Source organism: Ruegeria sp. CE8 (genome assembly GCF_056537465.1).
The window spans coordinates 169,381-184,724 of sequence record NZ_JBQFRP010000011.1; the positions used below are offsets into that span (position 1 = coordinate 169,381).

Annotated in this window: 18 protein-coding genes; 13 read left to right on the forward strand and 5 right to left on the reverse strand. The window is 57.7% G+C overall.

Features of this window, described 5'->3' with window-relative positions; genetic code table 11:
• Positions 1–9 precede the first annotated feature (9 nt).
• Complete coding sequence (locus ACR0AA_RS17605; protein WP_480665226.1) at positions 10–264, forward strand: GlsB/YeaQ/YmgE family stress response membrane protein; 255 nt, start codon at positions 10–12, stop codon at positions 262–264.
• A gap of 44 nt (positions 265–308) precedes the next feature.
• Here ACR0AA_RS17605 and ACR0AA_RS17610 read toward each other — a convergent pair whose 3' ends face one another.
• Positions 309–1,148 (reverse strand): universal stress protein, encoded by an 840-nt coding sequence (locus tag ACR0AA_RS17610; protein WP_480756513.1) that lies wholly within the window; start codon positions 1,146–1,148, stop codon positions 309–311.
• 195 nt (positions 1,149–1,343) lie between these two features.
• On the opposite strand from ACR0AA_RS17610, the gene ccoN reads away from it, so the two are divergent.
• Genes ccoN through ccoP form a run of 4 tightly spaced genes read left to right on the forward strand, consistent with a single transcriptional unit; the run spans position 1,344 to position 4,752 of the window.
• A complete protein-coding gene (gene ccoN, locus ACR0AA_RS17615) occupies positions 1,344–2,951 on the forward strand; it encodes a cytochrome-c oxidase, cbb3-type subunit I (RefSeq protein ID WP_480665228.1) in 1,608 nt (535 codons plus the stop codon).
• Positions 2,952–2,966: 15 nt separating this feature from the next.
• Positions 2,967–3,695, forward strand: a complete 729-nt coding sequence (ccoO, locus tag ACR0AA_RS17620; RefSeq protein WP_480665229.1) for a cytochrome-c oxidase, cbb3-type subunit II — start codon at positions 2,967–2,969, stop codon at positions 3,693–3,695.
• A gap of 11 nt (positions 3,696–3,706) precedes the next feature.
• Complete coding sequence (locus ACR0AA_RS17625; protein ID WP_239341671.1) at positions 3,707–3,892, forward strand: cbb3-type cytochrome c oxidase subunit 3; 186 nt, start codon at positions 3,707–3,709, stop codon at positions 3,890–3,892.
• Complete coding sequence (ccoP, locus tag ACR0AA_RS17630; RefSeq protein ID WP_480665230.1) at positions 3,889–4,752, forward strand: cytochrome-c oxidase, cbb3-type subunit III; 864 nt, start codon at positions 3,889–3,891, stop codon at positions 4,750–4,752. Before ACR0AA_RS17625 ends, ccoP begins: the two co-directional genes overlap by 4 nt.
• A gap of 145 nt (positions 4,753–4,897) precedes the next feature.
• Here ccoP and ACR0AA_RS17635 read toward each other — a convergent pair whose 3' ends face one another.
• Positions 4,898–5,059, reverse strand: coding sequence for a hypothetical protein (locus ACR0AA_RS17635; protein ID WP_480665231.1), 162 nt, complete (start codon positions 5,057–5,059; stop codon positions 4,898–4,900).
• Between the two features lie 100 nt (positions 5,060–5,159).
• On the opposite strand from ACR0AA_RS17635, the gene ACR0AA_RS17640 reads away from it, so the two are divergent.
• From ACR0AA_RS17640 to nusG, 7 genes are all read left to right on the forward strand, one after another.
• On the forward strand, positions 5,160–6,035 hold the full coding sequence (locus tag ACR0AA_RS17640) for a LysR family transcriptional regulator (RefSeq protein WP_480665232.1): 876 nt from the start codon (positions 5,160–5,162) through the stop codon (positions 6,033–6,035).
• Between the two features lie 100 nt (positions 6,036–6,135).
• Positions 6,136–7,563: a cytochrome c oxidase accessory protein CcoG gene (ccoG, locus tag ACR0AA_RS17645; protein WP_480665233.1), complete on the forward strand. Its 1,428-nt coding sequence runs from the start codon at positions 6,136–6,138 to the stop codon at positions 7,561–7,563.
• Position 7,564: 1 nt separating this feature from the next.
• Entirely contained in the window at positions 7,565–8,023 is a 459-nt protein-coding gene (locus ACR0AA_RS17650) for a FixH family protein (RefSeq protein WP_480756514.1), read from the forward strand.
• Positions 8,024–8,026: 3 nt separating this feature from the next.
• Positions 8,027–10,204: a heavy metal translocating P-type ATPase gene (locus tag ACR0AA_RS17655; RefSeq protein ID WP_480756515.1), complete on the forward strand. Its 2,178-nt coding sequence runs from the start codon at positions 8,027–8,029 to the stop codon at positions 10,202–10,204.
• Positions 10,205–10,209: 5 nt separating this feature from the next.
• On the forward strand, positions 10,210–10,368 hold the full coding sequence (gene ccoS / locus ACR0AA_RS17660) for a cbb3-type cytochrome oxidase assembly protein CcoS (protein ID WP_170417043.1): 159 nt from the start codon (positions 10,210–10,212) through the stop codon (positions 10,366–10,368).
• A gap of 81 nt (positions 10,369–10,449) precedes the next feature.
• Positions 10,450–10,647, forward strand: a complete 198-nt coding sequence (secE, locus tag ACR0AA_RS17665; protein WP_170427365.1) for a preprotein translocase subunit SecE — start codon at positions 10,450–10,452, stop codon at positions 10,645–10,647.
• 201 nt (positions 10,648–10,848) lie between these two features.
• On the forward strand, positions 10,849–11,382 hold the full coding sequence (nusG, locus tag ACR0AA_RS17670) for a transcription termination/antitermination protein NusG (RefSeq protein ID WP_170427716.1): 534 nt from the start codon (positions 10,849–10,851) through the stop codon (positions 11,380–11,382).
• A gap of 98 nt (positions 11,383–11,480) precedes the next feature.
• On the opposite strand, the gene ACR0AA_RS17675 is transcribed toward nusG, so the two are convergent.
• The 3 genes from ACR0AA_RS17675 to ACR0AA_RS17685 form a co-directional block, all read right to left on the reverse strand.
• The gene (locus ACR0AA_RS17675) at positions 11,481–12,716 is read right to left on the reverse strand and encodes a peptidoglycan-binding domain-containing protein (RefSeq protein WP_480665236.1); all 1,236 of its coding nucleotides are present in this window, start codon (positions 12,714–12,716) and stop codon (positions 11,481–11,483) included.
• Positions 12,717–12,964: 248 nt separating this feature from the next.
• Complete coding sequence (locus ACR0AA_RS17680; RefSeq protein WP_480665237.1) at positions 12,965–13,729, reverse strand: hypothetical protein; 765 nt, start codon at positions 13,727–13,729, stop codon at positions 12,965–12,967.
• Positions 13,726–14,583, reverse strand: a complete 858-nt coding sequence (locus ACR0AA_RS17685; RefSeq protein WP_480665238.1) for a hypothetical protein — start codon at positions 14,581–14,583, stop codon at positions 13,726–13,728. The genes ACR0AA_RS17680 and ACR0AA_RS17685 overlap by 4 nt, the downstream gene beginning before the upstream one ends.
• Positions 14,584–14,894: 311 nt before the next feature.
• Here ACR0AA_RS17685 and rplK point away from each other — a divergent pair, with 311 nt between their 5' ends.
• Complete coding sequence (gene rplK / locus ACR0AA_RS17690; RefSeq protein ID WP_010440985.1) at positions 14,895–15,344, forward strand: 50S ribosomal protein L11; 450 nt, start codon at positions 14,895–14,897, stop codon at positions 15,342–15,344.

The window sequence follows — 15,344 nt, forward strand, 5'->3', positions numbered from 1 at the left end:
GAGTAAGGCATGGAATTCAGTAGCCTTTTGGCAATGCTTTTCATCGGTGCCATCGCCGGGTGGCTATCGGGAAAAATCATGGAGGGCCGCGGCTTCGGCCTGATCGGAAACATCATTGTCGGCGTAGTGGGGGCCTTTCTGGCAGGCACGATTTTCCCGGCGCTGGGTTTTTCGGTAGGGGGCGGCGTATTCTCGTCGATTTTCTTCGCAACAATAGGCGCGGTGATTTTGCTGTTTTTGATTGGTCTCATAAAAAAGGCCTAAGCCACCCGCCCAAGCGAATGGCCTAGCATCGCTTTCGGGTTCACTCAGTGCGCCAGAAAGACCGGAACCGAAGCCTGTTCCAGCATGTTGCGGGTTGCGCCACCCAAAATGGCTTCGCGGAACCTGGAGTGGCCATAGGCACCCATGACGATCATGTCCGCCTCACTGTCTGCAGCGTGCCGGTTCAGGATATCTGATACCCGGGTCATGGTTTTGCTCAGAACGTCGATCTCACATTTCACCCCATGCCGGGCCAGCATCTGCGACAACAGCCCGCCCGGATCAGAGCGATCGGGACCATGGCGCGGTGGGTCGATGACGACGATGCGCACCAGATCGGCTTGGATCAGGAAGGGCAGCGCACGACGAATGGCGCGCATGGCCTCGACGCTTTCATTCCAGCCGATAAGGATGGTGCCGGGCCGGTCAAAGGGGTTTGCGTTGTCCGGAGTGACCAGGACCGGCGCGTGACCTTCAAACATGGCCGCTTCGATAATCGGTTCCGCCTCGGCGCCGCGATGTTCACCATAGGGCTGAGGAAGAATTACCAGATCAGAGAATCTGGCGCGGTGGGCGACATGGCGCCCGATATCGGCGATCTGGGCCACGCCGCTTTCGGCGGACCAGCGAACGCCCGACTTGCCGAGGCGATCCTGAGTTTGGTTCAGAACCTCTTCGGCTTCGGCGTTGGCGCGACTTAGCGTCTCTTGCAGGATCAACGCATTGGCGCCAGCGTAGTAATAGCCTGTCTGACTGCGGTCGACCCCAAGGCAAAGTGCCTCGGCATGTGCGTCCTGCGCGTTCGCAAGCGCAACCATCTGGGCCAGTGCAGGTTCTGACTGTTCGGTATCGGTTACGACAGTGAGAAGAGATTTATAAGCCATTTTGACCTCATGCCTTCGGAGCTGATTCAACTGCGACCACGCAACCCAGCCTTTGGCTTAGGATTGTCACAGAAATCAGGTTATTGTCTTGATACAGATCAAAGCAAGTCTTGCCGCTGTGGGACAAAACGGCGGCCAGTCAAAAAGGTCTCGCGACAAATAAGAATCGCGCGGGGCATGGCAAAGGGACGCAATATGTCAAACTACATCAAGCTGATCGTGCTTGGTCTGATCGCGCTGTTTGCAGCGATCGGGACCAATTATGCACGCGATTTGGCGTATCAGGTGCATGCAATTCTGGTGATGCTGATCGCCGGTGGATTGTTCATCTGGACGCTGAGAAATACAGAAGAGCCAGATATTCTTGTCGATCGCTCGGCCGAGTACATGGATGACGTGATCCGTTATGGCGTTATCGCGACCGCCTTTTGGGGCGTGATCGGGTTCATCGCGGGCACATTCATCGCCTTTCAGCTGGCCTTTCCGGTGCTGAATTTTGAGTGGGCGCAGGGATATCTGAATTTTGGCCGTTTGCGTCCACTGCACACCTCAGCGGTGATTTTTGCCTTTGGCGGTAACGCGCTAATCGCGACCTCGTTCTACGTGGTGCAGCGCACCAGCGCGGCGCGTTTGTGGGGCGGTAATCTGGCATGGTTTGTGTTCTGGGGCTATCAGCTGTTCATCGTGCTGGCCGCGACAGGCTATGTGCTGGGCGGGACCCAGTCCAAAGAATATGCGGAACCCGAATGGTATGTCGACCTGTGGCTGACCATCGTCTGGGTGGCCTACCTGGCCGTGTATCTGGGCACGATCATCAAACGGAAAGAGCCCCACATCTATGTGGCCAACTGGTTCTATCTGGCCTTCATCGTCACCGTTGCCATGCTGCACCTGGTCAACAACATGACCATCCCGGTCAGCATCTGGGGTTCGAAATCGGTCATCGTCTGGTCGGGTGTTCAGGATGCCATGATCCAATGGTGGTACGGCCACAACGCCGTGGGCTTCTTCCTGACTGCCGGCTTCCTGGGCATGATGTACTACTTCATCCCAAAACAGGCCGAGCGTCCGGTGTTCTCGTACAAGCTGTCGATCATCCACTTCTGGGCGCTGATCTTCCTGTACATCTGGGCGGGTCCGCACCACCTGCACTATACCGCGCTGCCTGACTGGGCGTCGACGCTGGGCATGGTGTTCTCGGTTATCCTGTGGATGCCGTCCTGGGGTGGTATGATCAACGGTCTGATGACCCTTTCGGGTGCCTGGGACAAGTTGCGTACCGACCCGGTGATCCGGATGATGGTGATCTCGGTCGGCTTCTATGGCATGTCCACGTTCGAGGGTCCGATGATGTCGATCCGCGCGGTGAACTCGCTGAGCCACTACACCGACTGGACCATTGGTCACGTGCATTCGGGCGCGCTGGGCTGGAACGGCATGATCACCTTTGGTGCGCTGTACTTCCTGGTTCCGGTCCTTTGGAAGCGTGAGCGTCTGTACTCACTGAGCCTCGTCAGCTGGCACTTCTGGCTCGCCACCATCGGTATCGTGCTCTATGCCGCTTCGATGTGGGTCACCGGTATCATGGAAGGCCTGATGTGGCGCGAAGTGGATGCCAACGGCTTCCTGGTGAACTCGTTCGCCGACACCGTGGCTGCCAAGTTCCCGATGTATGTGGTGCGTGCTCTGGGTGGCGTGATGTTCGTCGCTGGCGCAGTGATCATGTGCTACAACCTGTGGATGACTGTGCGGAAAGCGCCGGCCAAAGAGGCCAGCCTGACCGTCGCGGTCCCGGCTGAATAAGGAGGGCCGGTAGCTATGGCAATTCTCGACAAACATAAGATCCTCGAGACCAACGCGACCCTCCTGCTGATCTTCAGCTTTCTGGTCGTAACCATCGGTGGCATCGTGCAGATCACCCCGCTGTTCTATCTTGAGAACACCATTGAGAAGGTGGAGGGCATGCGCCCTTACACCCCTCTCGAAATGGCGGGGCGTGAGATCTACATCCGCGAAGGCTGCTACACCTGCCACAGCCAGATGATCCGCCCGATGCGGGACGAGGTCGAACGCTATGGCCACTACTCACTGGCGGCCGAGTCGATGTACGACCACCCGTTCCAGTGGGGGTCCAAGCGCACCGGGCCTGACCTGGCCCGTGTGGGTGGTCGCTATTCCGACCAATGGCATGTGGATCACCTGCGTGACCCGCAGTCGGTGGTGCCGGAATCGGTGATGCCGAAATATGGCTTCCTCGAACACCGCAAGATCGACGGCAAGTATATCGGTGACATCATGGCGGCAAACGCCGTTTTGGGCACGCCGTATACCGAAGAGATGCTGGCAAACGCACAGGCGGATTTCCGGGCGCAAGCCGATCCGGACAGCGACTATGACGGTCTGCTGGAACGCTATGGCGACAAGGTCAGCATCCGCAATTTCGACGGTCAGCCCGAGCTGACCGAGGCCGACGCGCTGGTTGCTTATCTGCAGATGCTGGGAACGCTGGTCGACTTCTCGACCTTCACCCCGGATCCGAGCCGCTAAAGGAGGGTGTGATGGAAGAATACACAATCCTGAGGCAATTCGCGGATAGCTGGATGCTGTTGCTGCTCTTTGCCTTCTTCATCGGCATCGTGATCTGGGTTTTCCGCCCCGGTGCCAGCAAAGAATACAAAGACACCGCAAACATCCCGTTCCGGCATCAAGACAAACCGGCCACATCCGAGGAGGCGCGGCAATGAGCAAGACACCTGAAAAACTGCCGGGTGATCCGAATACCACGGGCCATAGCTGGGACGGCATCGAAGAATTCGACAACCCGATGCCCCGCTGGTGGCTGTGGACCTTCTACGTCACCATCATCTGGGGTGTGATCTACACGATCATGTACCCGGCATGGCCGCTGGTGCAATCGGCTACTGCCGGTGTTCTGGGCTGGTCTTCGCGGGGGCTGGTGCAGGAAGAGATGGTCTCATTTGAGGAGGCAAACGCCCCCTGGAATGCCAAGCTGGTGGAAACTTCGCTGGAAGACATCTCGAAGGATGCCGAGCTGCAGCAATACGCGGTAAACGCGGGCGGCGCGGTCTTCCGGACCTGGTGTGCGCAGTGCCACGGCTCGGGTGCACAGGGTGCTCCGGGTTTCCCGAACCTGCTGGACGACGCATGGCTATGGGGCGGTTCGCTTGAAGATATCGAGTATACCGTCGCCTATGGCATCCGGAACGAGGAAAGCGACGACGCGCGTTATTCCGAGATGCCGGCCTTTGGTGAGCTTCTTGAAAAAGAAGAGATCACTCAGGTGGTTCAGTACGTCATGTCGCTGACCAATGCACAGACCGACGATGCGGCGGCGCAGGCGGGTAAGGTTGTCTTTGACGACAATTGCTCGGCCTGTCACGGCGAAGACGGCAAGGGTGACGTCACACAAGGCGCCCCGAACCTGACCGATGCGATCTGGCTCTATGGCGGCAGCCAAGAGGCTCTGACCGAAACGGTTACCTACAGCCGCTTTGGCGTGATGCCCGCTTGGGAAAATCGTCTGACCGACGCTCAAGTCCGCGCGGTCACTGCTTACGTCCACCAGCTGGGTGGCGGGCAGTAACCGTAAAAGAATACCTTCGGACGGTTCGCCGTCCGAAGGTTGAGGCACCGGCTGTTCCATCTGTTCGCGCGTTTCCTGAACAGCCGGTGCTGTCTCTCTACACTACAAATCGACGCGAAAGCGGTCCAGCACAGCCTTCGTTTTGTCAGCCGTGTTGCGAAAAAACTGCGCGTTTGTCCTCTTTCCACCAATGGTTTTCCGGCAGCCAACGCTGTTTTGGCTCCTTGCGGCGATCCGATGGCGTCGTTTCGTCATGCTCATGGGTTTGAGTTGCGATCATGAACGTTCGTGCAAAAATTGAGAGCATCTGACTTCTCCCGAGTTGTGTTGTTGATGCCATCAGGATTGATCTTTGGGTGGGAAAATGCGACTCAATTACCAATCCGACATGTAATCAGGGATTACATATGAACTGGCTGAAAATGCCGCCATTGGCGTCCCTCAGGGCTTTTTCCGCTTTTGCAGAGACAGGAAATGTCGTGCAGGCGGGGGCCGCTTTGAATGTCAGCCACGCTGCCATCAGCCAACAACTGCGCGCGCTGGAAAAGCGCCTGGGCATCGCGCTGCTTGATCGATCCGGCAAGTCCTTGGTCCTGACGCCCGAAGGTGAAAGGCTGGCGCGGGCGCTGCATCTTGGGTTTGGAGCCATCGGCGACGCGGTAGCTGAGCTGACGCAATGGAAACAGGATCGCCCTGTTCATGTGTCCCTGACCCCGTCCTTTGCGGCGTCATGGTTGATGCCCCGCCTGCCGGGCTTTCAGGCAGAACATCCGGGTATTCAGCTTGCGCTCGATCCCTCACCTGATCTGGTCAGCCTAGGCCCAGGCGGCGTTGATCTGGCAATTCGTTACGGTTCCGGCGATTGGCCGGGCATCCATTCTGAACTGCTGCTGCAAAGTCCAATCGTCATTGTCGCGGCCCGGGAATTGCTGGGCGGTAAAACTTCGTGGACTCCGGATGAATTAAGCCAACTTCCCTGGCTGGAAGAACTTGGCACCACCGAGGCGACAAGCTGGCTGTACCGGCGCGGGGTCGAACATGGGCCGAACGCCGGGCGCATCCTTTTGCCGGGCAATCTGGTGTTGGAGGGATTGCGCGCCGGTCAGGGTGTGACCGTGACAGCGCGGCATTTTGTCGAGCAGGACATCGAAGCCGGTCGGATCATTGAACTGTACCGAGAGACTGAAAACAGCGGTTATCACGTTGTTTTCAGTGATATGCCAATGCGTACCGCAGTGAAAACTTTCATTGGGTGGCTGAGGGCACAAGCTGGTAAGATGTGACAAAAGGTGTCTGTACGATGCGCTTTTGACCCATGTCAAAGTGACCACCTTTGTGATCTGGAAGAAGACGCCTTGATATAGCTACATCTGGAGCCAGCCCGTGAGCGATTCCGACCCCGCCCCCAGCCTTTACGCCGCACGAGAACCCATTTTTCCGCGGCGCGTATCCGGGCCGTTTCGCAATCTGAAGTGGATCATTCTCGCGGTTACGCTGGGTATCTATTACATCACACCCTGGATCAGGTGGGACCGGGGCCCCAGCCTGCCCGATCAGGCCGTGCTGCTGGATCTGGCCAACCGCAGGTTCTATTTCTTCTGGATCGAAATCTGGCCGCATGAATTCTACTTTGTTGCCGGTCTGTTGATCATGGCCGGCTTGGGGTTGTTCCTGTTCACCTCGGCGCTGGGGCGCGTGTGGTGTGGATACGCCTGTCCGCAGACCGTCTGGACTGACCTGTTCATCCTCGTCGAGCGCTGGATCGAAGGGGACCGGAACGCCCGATTGCGTTTGCACCGGCAGGAAAAGCTGGACTTTCGCAAGGCGCGTTTACGGCTGACGAAATGGACCGTCTGGCTTTTGATCGGTTTGGCGACCGGTGGCGCCTGGGTGTTCTATTTTGCGGATGCACCAACGCTGCTGCGGGACCTTGTAACCGGAAATGCTCACCCAATTGCCTATACGACAATCCTGATTTTGACCGGCACAACCTTCCTGTTCGGTGGCTTTGCGCGCGAACAGATTTGCATCTATGCGTGCCCGTGGCCTCGTATTCAGGCCGCGATGATGGATGAGGACACTCTGGTCGTCGGCTATCGCGAGTGGCGGGGCGAACCGCGCGGAAAGGGCAAACGCACGGCAGATTCCGAATTGGGTGACTGCATCGACTGTATGGCTTGCGTCAATGTCTGCCCGGTGGGCATTGATATTCGCGACGGTCAGCAACTAGAATGCATCACCTGTGCGCTGTGCATTGATGCCTGCGATGACATGATGGCCAAGATCGGAAAACCGCGCGGCCTGATCGACTATATGGCGCTGAGCGACGAAACGCGCGAGCGGGAGGGCAAACCGGCCAAGAATGTCTGGAAGCACATCCTGCGCCCAAGAACGATCATGTACACAGCCTTGTGGTCTCTGGTTGGCTTTGGACTGTTGTTTGCCCTGTTCATCCGGTCCGACATCGAGGTCACCGTGGCCCCGGTTCGCAATCCGACGTTTGTCACGCTGTCCGACGGAACAATCCGGAATACATATGACGTGCGTTTGCGGAACAAGCATGGCGAGGGCCGGCTGTTCAAACTGTCCCTGACCGGTGATCCCGCGATGCGCATAGTGATTGAAGGGACGCCGCTTGATACAGTGAATGTAACGGCGGATACCGCTCAGTTGCAGAGAGTGTATATTATAGCGTCGAAAGGCACCGATCCGGCTCAAGCTGACACTACACCGGTTCGGATCTGGGTCGAAGACCTGCAAAGCGGTGAACGCGCGTATAAAGACACGACGTTCAATGGACGAGGAAACTAGAATGGCCGAGCGTCAATTTACCGGCAAACACGCGCTGGCGGTTTTCGTCGCCGCCTTCGGGGTGATCATTGCCGTGAACCTCGTGCTTGCCTACAGCGCCGTCAAAACCTTTCCTGGACTTGAGGTTAAGAACTCGTATGTCGCCAGTCAGGAGTTCAATGAACGCCTGAAAGTGCAACAGGCACTGGGGTGGGAAATCCGGGCCGAGACCAAGGGTGGCCTGCTGATCCTGCACATCACCGATCAAACCGGCGCTCCTGTCGAAGTGGCCGAATTGCAGGCCGTTGTTGGCCGGGCCACCCATGTGAAAGAGGATTTTACACCGAATTTCATCTTTGACGGCACTGTGTATTCCACGCCCGCGACGCTGGGCAAAGGAAACTGGAACATCCGTCTGGTGGCCAAAGACAGCGATGGTTCCGAGTTCGCGCAGCGTGTTCCGCTGTATGTGAAGGGGTAGGGGATGACCGCTCAGCTCAGCTCAGGTACGGCGGCTTGTCCGGGTTGCATTGCGACACCGGCGGAACCGGCGCGGCCCGTTCCTGAGGATGTGCAGATTGCCCTGTCTCTGCCGGGTATCCACTGCTCGGCCTGTATCGCCAATGTCGAACGAGAGCTGAACGCCCATCCGGGGGTCGAGGACGCGCGGGTCAATCTGACGCTGAAACGGGCGATGGTCAAAGCTGCGCCGGACATCCGCGCCGCCGATTTGATCCCGGTGCTGGAACGTGCTGGGTATGAGGCACATGAGCTGGACCCGGGGGCGTTGTCTGCGACGCAAGCGGACAAAGCCGGGCGTGATTTGCTGATGCGTCTGGCCGTGGCTGGGTTTGCTACGATGAATGTGATGCTGTTGTCGGTGTCGGTCTGGTCAGGTGCCACAGACGCAACGCGCGACATGTTCCACTGGATTTCGGCCGCAATCGCGCTGCCCGCAATCGCATTTTCCGCGCAGCCGTTCTTTGCCAATGCCTGGAGCGCTTTGCGCGTACGCCGCCTGAATATGGATGTGCCAATTGTGCTGGCGATCCTTCTCGCGCTGGTCACCTCGCTTTGGGAAACAGCGCTAAGTGGCAAACATGCCTATTTCGATGCCGCACTGACGCTGACCTTCTTTCTGCTGGCTGGTCGTTATCTTGACTATCGCACACGCGCCGCAGCCCGGTCAGCGGCCGAGGAGTTGACGGCGCTTGAGGTACCTCGCGCCATCCGGCTGGACAAGGGTGTTGAAGAAGAGGTTGCCGTAGCCAACCTGGCGGTTGGTGACCTGATCCTCGTCAGGCCGGGCGGGCGGATGCCGGTGGATGGTGAGATCGTATCGGGTCAGTCGGAACTCGACCGGTCGCTGCTGACCGGGGAAACCTTGCCGGTCTTTGCCGAGGCGGGGCTGGCAGTCAGTGCGGGCGAGGTCAATCTGACCGGCCCGCTGACTGTTCGGGCAACGGCGGTCGGTGAGGATACGTCGCTACATCGTATGGCCGACCTAGTGGCAATCGCCGAATCCGGGCGGTCCCGATACACGTCCTTGGCAGACAAGGCGGCCAAGCTTTACGCGCCGGGGGTTCATATCCTGTCGGCGCTCAGTTTTCTGGGTTGGTACATTTATTCCGGTGACATTCGCACCGCATTGAACATCGCGGCGGCGGTTCTAATCATCACTTGCCCCTGTGCATTGGGCTTGGCCGTGCCTGCGGTGACCACGGCAGCTTCGGGCCGGTTGTTCCGTAAGGGAATGCTGATCAAACACGCGACGGCGTTAGAACGTCTTGCCCAAGTCGATACCGTCGTATTCGACAAAACCGGAACACTGACATCCGGTACGCCGGAACTGACCAATCTTGGGGACCATTCGCGCGCTGATCTTGAGGTCGCATTGGCGCTGGCCGAGGCGTCATCGCACCCCTTGTCCGTTTCCCTTGCCAAATCGGCCAGAGACGCGGGGATCAAACCGGCCAGGCTTGAAGCCGTGGTCGAGGTTCCGGGGTATGGCACCGAAGGCACTTACCATGGCAAGCGCGTGCGCCTTGGACGCGCGGGATGGACGGGTGGTGCCGAGGGCGATCAGACAGCAGCTTGGTTGGTCATCGCGGGTCAGACACCGGCTGCGTTCCTGTTCTCTGACACGTTGCGTCCGGGCGCGGCTGAAGCTGTGCGGGCTTTCCGTGACACTGGTAAGGAAGTCATCCTGATTTCGGGAGATACGCGAGGCGCGGTTCAATCGCTGGCCGAAAAGCTTGGGATTGAAACATGGATTGCCGAAGCACTGCCAAAGGACAAGGCCACTCACGTGCAGGACCTCAGCGATCAGGGCTGTCATGTTCTGATGGTCGGCGACGGATTGAATGACACCGCCGCGCTTGCGGCGGCGCATGTGTCGATCTCTCCTGCATCGGCGCTGGATGCCGCGCGGGTGGCCTCGGATATCGTCCTGCTGGGCAATGATCTGTCCCCGATATCAGATGCGTGTGACACCGCGGTCAAGGCGACCAAAAGGATTCGCGAGAACTTCCGTATCGCCACCGTTTACAATATCATTGCGGTACCCTTGGCCGTGGCCGGGCTTGCCACCCCGCTGATCGCAGCGCTGGCTATGTCGACCTCGTCCATCACCGTATCCCTGAACGCCCTGCGCCTGAGGTAGCTGATATGGAAGTTCTGGCCTATCTCATACCGATTTCCCTTTTTTTGGGCGGGGTTGGCCTTGTGGCGTTCATCTACACCGTTCGGTCGAACCAGTATGAAGACCCCGAGGGCGACGCGCGACGCATCCTGAGCGATGAATGGGATGATAAGCCCAAGCCCTGACATGTAGTGCTGAGCGCCCTTGAAATTGCCGCAATGCCCGGTTATGTCCGCCCTATCCGCTAGCAGAGAGAAAAAAGCCAAATGGCCACCACAAACCCGATCCAGTTCATTCAGCAAGTCCGTGCCGAAGTCTCGAAGGTCGTCTGGCCGACCCGGCGCGAGGTTCTGCTGACCACGGTCATGGTGTTCATCATGGCGGCACTGACCGCCGTGTTCTTTGCGCTGGTCGATCTGGGCATTCGCGGTGGCCTCCAGTTGATCCTGGGTGCATTCGGCTAAGTCGGTCAGGGTGGGGCGGAAACGCCACTGCCCTCTTGCACAGCGCGCGATGTCAGAGTAGTTGACACGGTACTATTCGGAACGGGCGTGCGGCGATTCGGGCTGCGCGCCGCTTTTTATTCCGGGTAGCGTGACAGGATTTCAATGACGGATGTGTCCGGCTAACAGGATGCTCCGAAGGCAAACAAGGACGACAGGTTCATGGCGAAACGGTGGTACTCGGTCAGCGTTCTTTCGAATTTCGAAAAGAAGATCGCAGAGCAGATCCGCACGTCCGTGGCCGAGCAAGGCCTTGAGGACGATATCGACGAAGTACTGGTGCCCACCGAAGAGGTGATCGAAGTACGCCGCGGCAAGAAAGTCACGACCGAGCGTCGTTTCATGCCCGGTTATGTTCTGGTGCACATGGAAATGTCGGATCAGGGGTATCACCTGATTAACTCGATCAACCGCGTCACCGGCTTTTTGGGCCCGCAAGGCCGCCCGATGCCGATGCGCGACGCCGAGGTGAACCAGATCCTCAACCGCGTTCAGGAAGGTGAAGAAGCGCCCAAGCTGATGATCACCTTCGAGGTCGGCGAAAAGGTCAAGGTCAACGACGGCCCGTTCGAAGATTTCGACGGTATGGTCGAAGGCGTGGACGACGAGAACCAGAAGCTGAAGGTCTCGGTCTCGATCTTCGGCCGCGAAACCCCGGTCGAACTGGACTTCACGCAGGTTACCAAGCAGGGCTGATCGGCTTTGCAGCGAAATTCAAAGCGCCGCGATGCACTAGGCACCGCGGCGCTTTTGCTTTCCATATTTCGGGCGTCGTTACCGTTTCGTGTATCGACTTATTGCGTCTGTACCATAGCCGCTCGCAAGAGCTGCGGACGGTCCGACTGGGACGGCAAGAAGACGGCTTCAGATCCGGCATCTAGCGCAGAAAGACTTGCATCGTACCACTGCATCGCAAGATCGCGCCGTTCCTGCACGCCAAAGCCTTCGCGCAGGTGGTGCCCAATCAACTCTCCATAGGCCGGCTCGCCCATTGCGACCAACATGAGAGCAGAGCCAACAGCGGCATCCATGTTGTCCTCACGGTAACCCATTGCCAGGCAGACCTTGCTCGTCGCCGCAAGGTCTTCGGGATTTAGCCCGGAATCCAACGCAAGCTTGCGCATCTGAGTTTCCGCGTCTGTTTTCGAACTCAGAGACAGCTTGACGACTTGCGGCGCCAGCATTTCACCAAACCCGTCGCACTGAGTTGCTATCTGGTCTGGTGTAAGCCCCTGAATATCCTGCATCAGATCCTCACCGCGCGCCATCGCATAGCTGCGGGCGAGGCAAAACTGTTCGCTGAGTGCAAACTCAGGATCGGACATGTTCGCCAATGTCGTATAGCCGCCATTGGTCGACGTTTGCAGCATTACCGCGCTGCAGCGATTGGCGAGCGACGGTCCCGTTGTGCCGCCAGAGAATAGAGTCGGCAGGGTCGCGGATGGTGCTTCGGTAACGACCGCCGCTTGTTCGACCTCTTGGGAGGTCTCAACCGGGGAGGTCTCGACCGGGGCGGCTTGCCTTGGCGGTTGCGGAGCGGCCGCCAAGGCAGTACCGCTATGCATTTGTTGACGGTAAGCCATCAAAAGCGGCTGGCCCGCGAGTTGAGTTGAAGCTTGCCCTCCGCTTGTCGCCCAATAATACGCCTGCATCAGGAAGTCGCGCTGATAGGGCTGAAAATCATAGCCGTTCACAGGGTATCCCATTGACACCTGATAGCGTTCGATCGCTGCGCGGGTGCCACGGCCGACTTGACCATCGACTCTTCCGGCATTGTACCCGAAGTAGTTGAGCGCGGTCTGGGTTTGTGCACCTTGCGTGGTCGACGGTATTCCCGGACGATAGGTCCGAGTTGATCGCGTTGTACTCTGGGTTCTTTTTCGCTGCTGATCCTTGCCAATCGTGTAGCCTAAGACGCCACCAACGACAGCACCGCCGATGAAGTCGCCTGCGTCTGCCCGCGCCATCTGAGGAGCTGTTGCAGCAAAGGATAGTGCAATTCCGAGCGTAACTATCAAACGAAGAAACATAACGTACCTCCAAACCAAAACGCCTGAATTTGGAGAGTATAGCACATTTATTGCGCACTGCGGACTTGGACGTTGCTGCGACGCTTAAATCATGGGTTTTGGGCGGTTTATTCGCAGGCTTCTTCCAACTCAGAGTTGCGAGCGGGAAAGTCGCCACTGAGCGCTTTATGACATGGTCGACGGCGCGGAAAGCGAGAGCCCAAAAGTGAAGCGTGGGTTACTTCAACGGCGATGAAAGTGCCTGGCAGTTACGGCCGACCGGGAATCAGTTCTTGTTGTTGAAGAACAGTCAGAATGTCGAGGATCGTAGAAGGGCTGACATCAACGGATCCGTCCAGAAAAACGCCAAGACCACCCTCTCCGATCTCGCGCGGGCCGCCACTCTCGTATGCCGGATCGAGTGAAGCGAGTTCGGATGGCAATTCAGGGCACAATGGGGTCTCGTTGAGAACAAGACCTACAGCTGCCAACATCAGCTCTTTTACGGACTCGAGCGTATCGTCTTCCAGGATTTGTTCACGCTGCGCTTCAGGGGCGGTGAGAGTAAGGTCGATTAGCTTGAAGTAGGCACAGTTGTCGCGCAGTTCGACAGTCGCTTCTGTCGACAAATTGGCCAGGATAGCATTCTTTTCCTGGCCTCGCTGGAAGTCGCGTTCGCCGGTGCGGCTGCATTCGAAGATCGTGACAGTTACTTCGCCGTCCAAATCAATTGCTTCGTCCTTGGCCCTAAAGCTCATGCCATCAAGCCTGACTTGCAGACCGCAATTATCGACGATCGCGTTGTCAGCCAACTTTTCCGGCACAATTTTTTGTATTTCCCGCAGGTCGAGCAATGCTCCTACCCCCACTCGCGTAGGGGCAACTGCACTCAGGTTCAGATTTAACGTGTAGGGCAACTCCGTCTCGCGAACCGGTAGTGTCGCGTCAATGACAAAGTCCACCTGTTGCGCGTAAGGGGCTCGGGCACCCAGAACGGCTGCCACTAAGACTGGGATAGTTAACCAAAGCCTCATTGAGCAAACTCCAACACGCCAAGCTCCTTAAGCCCTCCGAGGACTTTGACAATCGTCTCCGCGCTGACGTCAGCCGAACCGACAACAGCAGCTCCCATCCCGCCGGGAGCGATCTCGCGTGTGCCTCCGGACTCATATATCGGGTCGAGCACGCTGAATTCTTCAGGCAATGGTGGGCAGACGGGGTGGCTGGCCAAAAACTCTCCACCTTTTTCCAGTACGGCCTCGTTGATGCGATTGGTCATACCGAAGAGATTGCTGACGCCTCCGATAAAGCCGCGTGGGCTAAGGTCAACACTTTCGATACTGAAAGTGAGGCATTGGCCCTCGACTTTCGCTTTGGCGACAGCAACGGCATCCACGGTTGCCCCAAAGTAACGAATGCCAGGTTCTTCCTGTCGGGTACACCTCGTAAACTGTGCACGGGCTGACCCCTCGACCTTTACCGTGTCGTCTATGGCGGTGACGTCTCGGACCTCGAGATAAATCTGGCGTTTGCAGCTTTCTTCCAAGGGACCTGTCAGTATCTGCGGAGCTTTTTCCTGCAATCCGCGCAAGTCCATGAAGGCCCTCAATCGCAAGCGGGTGGGGCTGGATTCCTCAAGACCGGCGTAGACGGTGAAGGGGACGGGAATATCGCGCAGAGGAACTTCTTTGGTCAGTTTGATCTGAAACCGGCCAGCGTAGGTAGCGGGATCAATTCCTGTCGTTGCGGACGAAGTGCTGTTCGAGACGTCAGTTTGGCCGGCCGTGCCGGGCGCCGTGTCCTGATCCTGAGCCTTGCTGCCACATCCTGGCAGCAAAGCAAAAAGTATACCGATAAGTATTCCCTTGTTCAGTCGAGATGATGCCATCCCTGACCACCTCTTTTATGACCAAGTTTTGACAAGATACCCGCCTCCGCTTCTTAAGCAACTTATGTATTCAAATAAATTGTTCTGTCACGAAATTCTAATCGGCCACTGTGACCTGATAATGGCGCAATCAGGTGATTGGGAAGTGGGTGTCAGCCACTTGCCAACCCCTGCGTTCCACTGTACATGCCGCCTCTATCGTCTTCGGGCGAGATTCTCTCGTGGGAGGTTGCTGGGATCGCGATCCCGGATCGGACCACGCAACATAAACCGGGTGGAACGCGTTTCACCTACGTTGAAAGGAAAACCAAATGGCCAAGAAGCTTGCTGGTACAATGAAACTGCAGGTTCCTGCAGGTCAGGCGAACCCGTCGCCGCCAGTTGGTCCGGCGCTGGGTCAGCGCGGCATCAACATCATGGAATTCTGCAAGGCGTTCAACGCCAAGACCGCAGACATGGAGCCCGGCGCTCCGTGCCCGACCGTGATCACCTACTATCAGGACAAGTCCTTCACCATGGACATCAAGACGCCGCCCGCGTCTTACTACCTGAAAAAAGCAGCTGGTCTGAAGCCGGTCGGCAAGCGTAACCGCCCCCGTGGTGCGGAAAACCCCGGTCGTGAGACCGTGGCCACCGTGACCTCGAAGCAGGTTCGCGAAATCGCCGAAGCCAAAATGAAAGATCTGAACGCCAACGACGTCGAAGGCGCAATGCAGATCATCCTGGGCTCGGCCCGCTCCATGGGCATCGAGGTGAAGTAA